Here is a 5,577-nt window from a genome sequence, read left to right on the forward strand (position 1 = left end):
TGGTCAAAACCGTTTATTTTGACCTAATTTAGTACCCGTTAAGATCGCAAGAAAGCGATTGTCACTGGCTGTCACTTCTAACTTATTTGGCTACTGGCATCTTTGCGGATATACATAAATGATTAATAAGAAAATAAAATGTTATAGTGTCTGAACTGGCATTTTCCGGAACCCATGGATTTTTCGATAACTCAGATTTCTCCAAAGCCATTCGGCAGGGCCATAGTGAAAATAGCGGAGCCAGATCGGGCTGAGGATGAGTTGGAAAATCCAAATTCCAAACACAACATATAGTAATTCATAGCGCTCAAGCTCACCAAATAAACCAAAACCTACCCCGGTAAAAATGATCATACAGATGACCGAATGCATCAAATAATTGGTCAAGGCCATCTTTCCAACAGCAGCGATACTGGACTTCAACCAACCTAGGATCGGAGCTTTACAGAAAAGCATAATCAGCCCAACATGACCCATCGCGACAAATACCCTTCCCCAGAAATAAGTGATCATTGATTTGCTTTGAGAAATTAGCGAAAAGTTATCCTCCAGGATCAAGTTTAACTCGTAGTAATTGATAAGTAGTCCAATGGAATACCCAATCCCAGCCATGGCTAAATAAAGCGATATTGGCTTTTCCCCTGTCAATACCCTCCATTTGAATAGTGCCATCCCTATTAACATCATACTGAGCACATCCCAAACATCATATTTATAGGGCCAGAGTGTATCAGTATCAAAATTTTCAGGGGCTAAATGAGCTACTACACTGAAATAACCCTTGTGCATCTCATCATTGTATTCTTGGATAGCCTCTGGAGATCTTTTTTCCTCATACGCCTCCCAGTTTGCTTTGGCAGATTTGAGTTCCTTTGTGAGTTCTTTCCCTTCGGATTCAAAGACTTTTACCTCCTCTAGGTCTGCCATCCATTTTTTAGTATCGGTATAGTTTACATAGAGCCACATTGTGCCGATGGAAAATAAGACGATGGCCGTGGCAATCAAGAATTTGGGAGCCATCGATCTAAAGGAATAGACTAAGAAGCCCATCAAGGCATATTGGTACAGAATTTCTCCCGTCCACAAGAGTAAGTAGCCATGAATCAAGCCAAATACCAAAAGCCAGGTGATCCTTCTGAAGTAGATATCTGCAGCTTTGATCCCCGCTCCTTTTTTGAGTAATCGATCCAAAAACATAAACATACCAACCCCAAAAAGCAGAGAAAATAAAGCTCTCATGGTGCCTTCAAAGAGCATATTGGTCATGATCCAAGTATATAGGTTCAAACCAGTCGAGCCTCCTTCGACTGTGGGGTCCGAATAGGAATTATACAGCCCAAAGCCATTAATATTCATGAGTAAAATTCCGCAAAGTACGATGCCTCGCATCACATCAAGGGATAGAATCCTTTCAGATTCCTTTTGAGCAATAAGCTCAATAGTAATAGTTTGATTCATTTAGTGTTTTTGCCTGTGGATTAGTTTGGTATCTGTTTAAAAATTCAGGCAGGATTAAAAGCTATTCATTTGATTTAAAAAGGAAAACCAAACAAGGACAAGAACCTGTTTATTCTGTCCAAACAGGTTTGCAAATTTCCCAGAGGTTTTTCTCCTAAAAATGTTTGAAAATTTAAATTCCTTTAAAAAAACCCATTTGAGAATAATCTAAATGGTGGATCTGAGAAGAAAAACGGTGAACTATCCCACTTCATTTTAGTCGTTTTCCAAGTTTTAAAGTACTCTCCTAATTATCTTTTAATCCTTTGATTACCACATTTCCTGTGCCTTTTGGATCGCATGGATAACCAAAATCCTTCCTCCAGACATTTTCATCATTGAGTGTGGCATAAAAATCATCTAGAAATAAAACGGTGGATTGGATGTAAGCCTGATCCAAATAATCCGAATCTTCATACAAGGCATAAATTTCCTCTTTCAGCTCTTTGAATCGATCAACTATTGGCGCAAACTTATCCAAATCTTCCACACAGAAACCTCGGTATATTCTTTCACGAACAGACTTTATCCCCAATTCTTTCGCGGGAAGTGCATAAGGTGCACTTACAATTCCAGCATGGTCAAAATCATAAGGAACCGGAAATGGTAGCTTGGCATCACCTTCATAAAGCAACTTTATATTTTGCCGATACTGCACTGACCAATCTGTATTGCCAATCAAGTATTCGAAAACGGCCATCAAATTGAATTGATCAACTTGGGTTTGATAGGGCTTCATATTTCGCTTCAAGGGAATCAGCCCGTTTCTTTCTGCAAGTTTGGTTTCATCTTCCAATAGGATCCCATAAAATGAATCATCATGTTTAGTTTTTCCCTCCTCTTCTAGTTGAATCTTGACTAATCGTGCCTTGAAGCTCAACGGGGTAAATAGATTATAAAGTTTGTAGACCAACCACTCTCGCACGACATACTCATCTCCTTGGCAAGGCATAACCAACTTCAATTCTTTCTGTGAGTTAAAAATGGAGGTTTGAGTAGCTTCATCCTTCTCAAATTTTAGCATCAAAGGCGCATATGTGCAATTTCCCCGAAGTCTTCTAAAATTCCCTCTGGCTTTGACTTCTATAGTAAGGGATTTCTCAGAATCGTCTTCCGCCTGATAAGATAGTATCAGGGGATAAAATTTTGGTTTTTGTGATTTATCATGAAGGGGTTTGCGCATATCCCCTTTGAGGGTCAATTGCAAAATTTCATCAGAATCAAAAAGTTCAGAATATGGAGTTGAAATAGAGTCGTGGGCTGTAATTCCATATTCTTTCGCATGCAGGCTTCCAAAAAATCCAAGGACGATAACAGTTGAAAAGATTCTGAAAGCTATGCCCATGGGTTTAGGATTAAAATTACTAATTCAATTTATGGGGAGTTTAATAATAAATTCCGAACCTGACTCTCCTTGACCTTCTCGAGTGATCATACTCAGCTCTCCACCATGCGCCTTGATGATATCATAGGAAAGTGAAAGACCCAATCCAGTCCCCTGACCGGTTGGCTTGGTTGTGAAAAAAGGCTGAAAAATCTTATCTCGAATTGGCTCGGGCACACCATTACCATTATCAATTACCCTGATTTCAACCGCGTCCCCCAGCCATTTTGTAGTCACATTTACTTGGGGGTGATATGAGTCAGGATTAGACTTTAATCGCTCATTGACAGCGTAAAAGGCGTTATTGATCAAATTGAGCAAAACCCTTCCTATGTCTTGAGGAATGATTTCGATTTTTTTCAGATTTGGGTCCAAAGTATGATTGAACTCAGACACGAAATCTTTATCCTTTGCTTTGATACCATGAAAGGACAAATTCAAATATTGAATAGCCAGGGCATTCAAGTCCGTAAATTCTTTTTGACCGGTATTGATACGACTATGCTGTAGCATATTCATGATAATCCCGCTTGCGAGATGCCCGTATTTATTGATCTTCCCAAGATTAGACTTTACATCGTCAACTACCCAAAGAGCAGTCATCGTATCTCCCTTCTGGAGTCCATCTTTCATTTCATCTACCAGCTCAGCAGTGACTTCAGAAAAATTATTTACAAAATTCAACGGGTTCTGAAGTTGATGGCTAATGCCAGCAGTCAATTCACCCAAAGAAGCCATCTTCTCTGACTGAACCAATTGAAGTTGTATTAACTTCAGTTGAGCGAGAGTATTTTCCAGTTCTTCGTTTTTACTCTTTATTTCATTGTTTTTTTCTTTAAGGGTTTGATATGCTTTATCCAGTCTGTTTCGGTTTCGATAGACTAAAAACAGAATAATCAAGAAAGTAAATAACCCTACGAAAGCTGAAAAGGTAAGCCATTGTTGCCTGATGGCAGCTTTCTCGAATTCCAATGTTTTTTTGGAAAACTCATACTCTGCCTCCAGGCTCGTAGCCAATCGTTGCCCTAAGGAAGTGTTTATGCTATCGTTGTACAGTTTGAAAAGCTTGTAATTATCCAAGGCCTCCTGATAATTCCCCATTCCTTCATTGATTTTTGCAAGGAGTTCATTCGCATTTCGCAACTGGGTAGTCTGACCCATTTTCTCAGCTTGCTCCAATCCTTTATTTGCATAAATCGATGCTTCTTCAAAATTTTGATTTTTATAATACAATTCTGCAAGCCCTATTAAGGAATGTGAGTAAGGTACGCCATATCCTTTTTCTTCAGCAATAGCGATGGATCTTCGATATAGCTCTTCTGCCAATTCCGTACTATCCATAGCTGCATAGATATCAGCCATAGTCCTTGCAGTCATTTCTATAAATTCAGGGCTTTGCAAATCCAATGCAGATGCATAGCCTATTTTAAGATTTTCCAAGGCTGCTACCGGATTATTCTGTTTGAGTTCTACATCGCCGATGTTATTATATGCTAGAATTACCCGGCCCTGATTTCCGATACCCTGATAGATCGAAAGCATCTCTTTATATTTTGATTTGGCCTCTTCAAATTTCTCCTGCTCAAAGTAAATCAGAGCAACGTTATTCAAAGCCGCCGCTTTCACATTTAAGTTACCGGAAGTTTCTGCACCTTTTATTGCGTCAAAAAAATTGTGTAATGCCTCTGTGTAATTTCCAAGGTTATAATAAACCAGTCCTATATTATTTAAGATTCCCGGAACTAATTTTTCATCGGAGAGTGATTTTGCAATAGTTAATGATTGGGTGTAGTACTCAATTGACTCTACGAATTCCCCTTTATTTTGAAGTGCATTTCCGTAAATCTTCATTGCTTCAGACTCACCCTTTTTATAATTCGCCTCCTGACATCGCAAAATTTGCTGATCAAGAAATAATATGGCACTGTCTGGATTACTCTCTGCAAGCATAAAACCCAGTTCATTGGCTTTATTAAGATAAACTGTATCCTCCGCATACCCTGGTTTGTCTGAAAGTCTGGTTAGTTCTTCTTTCAAGCTTTCAATCGTCTGAGCCTTTAGTGTTCCTAAAAAAAGAAACGAAAAAGCGAACACAAAAAGTAAAATCAGCTTGGTTCTATCTGGATGAATTACAAGAAGCCTTTTCATAAATAAACCACAATTAATTTATCGAGTGCCGGAGTTTTACCAGTTCGAACTTTGAAACCTTAAAATTTGGATTTTTAACTTAAAAAACTACCTTTATTTTATATAATTTGTATTTTAAATTTAAGATCATGGAACGTAATTATTTTAGAACTGGTAATGCCTGGTTCTTATTTTTTGTAACAGAAGAGGAATCATTTCGGGTATCAAATAATCAGGGTACTGAAGATATGGATTCTGAATTAATCAGTACCATCTCATTAAATGAGGATGAAAGCCAAGACCAGGGCGATTCATCAGAAAGTACTGATGACGAAAACGAGAACTTAACCGAAAGTGATGTTGATCCAGCAAGAACTAGAGGAGTAGATCCGGCAAGAACTAGAGGAGTTGACCCTGCTAGGACTAGAGGAGTTGACCCGGCCAGGACAAGGGGTGACTCGTCCTAAAAAAAGTTTACAGATTAATAATTATATACTGTTATAGGTTTACAGTTTTCGTTAATCCTGTAATTGATTTACAAGAGTACGATTTTTGGGATAATAGTTCTT

Annotated in this window: 4 protein-coding genes; 1 reads left to right on the forward strand and 3 read right to left on the reverse strand. The window is 38.4% G+C overall.

What is annotated here, in order from left to right; translation table 11 throughout:
• Positions 1-141 precede the first annotated feature (141 nt).
• The 3 genes from P8O16_RS04515 to P8O16_RS04525 form a co-directional block, all read right to left on the reverse strand.
• Positions 142-1,458 carry a DUF418 domain-containing protein gene (locus P8O16_RS04515; RefSeq protein ID WP_300311314.1) on the reverse strand — a complete coding sequence of 439 codons (1,317 nt, stop codon included), beginning with the start codon at positions 1,456-1,458 and terminating at the stop codon, positions 142-144.
• Between the two features lie 286 nt (positions 1,459-1,744).
• Complete coding sequence (locus P8O16_RS04520; protein ID WP_300311316.1) at positions 1,745-2,842, reverse strand: hypothetical protein; 1,098 nt, start codon at positions 2,840-2,842, stop codon at positions 1,745-1,747.
• 24 nt (positions 2,843-2,866) lie between these two features.
• Positions 2,867-5,029 (reverse strand): tetratricopeptide repeat protein, encoded by a 2,163-nt coding sequence (locus P8O16_RS04525; protein WP_300311318.1) that lies wholly within the window; start codon positions 5,027-5,029, stop codon positions 2,867-2,869.
• A gap of 128 nt (positions 5,030-5,157) precedes the next feature.
• On the opposite strand from P8O16_RS04525, the gene P8O16_RS04530 reads away from it, so the two are divergent.
• Complete coding sequence (locus P8O16_RS04530) at positions 5,158-5,475, forward strand: hypothetical protein (RefSeq protein ID WP_300311320.1); 318 nt, start codon at positions 5,158-5,160, stop codon at positions 5,473-5,475.
• Positions 5,476-5,577 lie beyond the last annotated feature (102 nt).

This window comes from Algoriphagus sp., from assembly GCF_029254265.1.
In the GTDB taxonomy this organism is placed as follows: domain Bacteria; phylum Bacteroidota; class Bacteroidia; order Cytophagales; family Cyclobacteriaceae; genus Algoriphagus.

Coding starts and splice junctions, on each gene's coding strand:
- P8O16_RS04525 (WP_300311318.1), bottom strand. CDS start 5,029: ATGAAAAGGCTTCTTGTAATTCATCCAGATAGAACCAAGCTGATTTTA.
- P8O16_RS04530 (WP_300311320.1), top strand. CDS start 5,158: ATGGAACGTAATTATTTTAGAACTGGTAATGCCTGGTTCTTATTTTTT.
- P8O16_RS04515 (WP_300311314.1), bottom strand. CDS start 1,458: ATGAATCAAACTATTACTATTGAGCTTATTGCTCAAAAGGAATCTGAA.
- P8O16_RS04520 (WP_300311316.1), bottom strand. CDS start 2,842: ATGGGCATAGCTTTCAGAATCTTTTCAACTGTTATCGTCCTTGGATTT.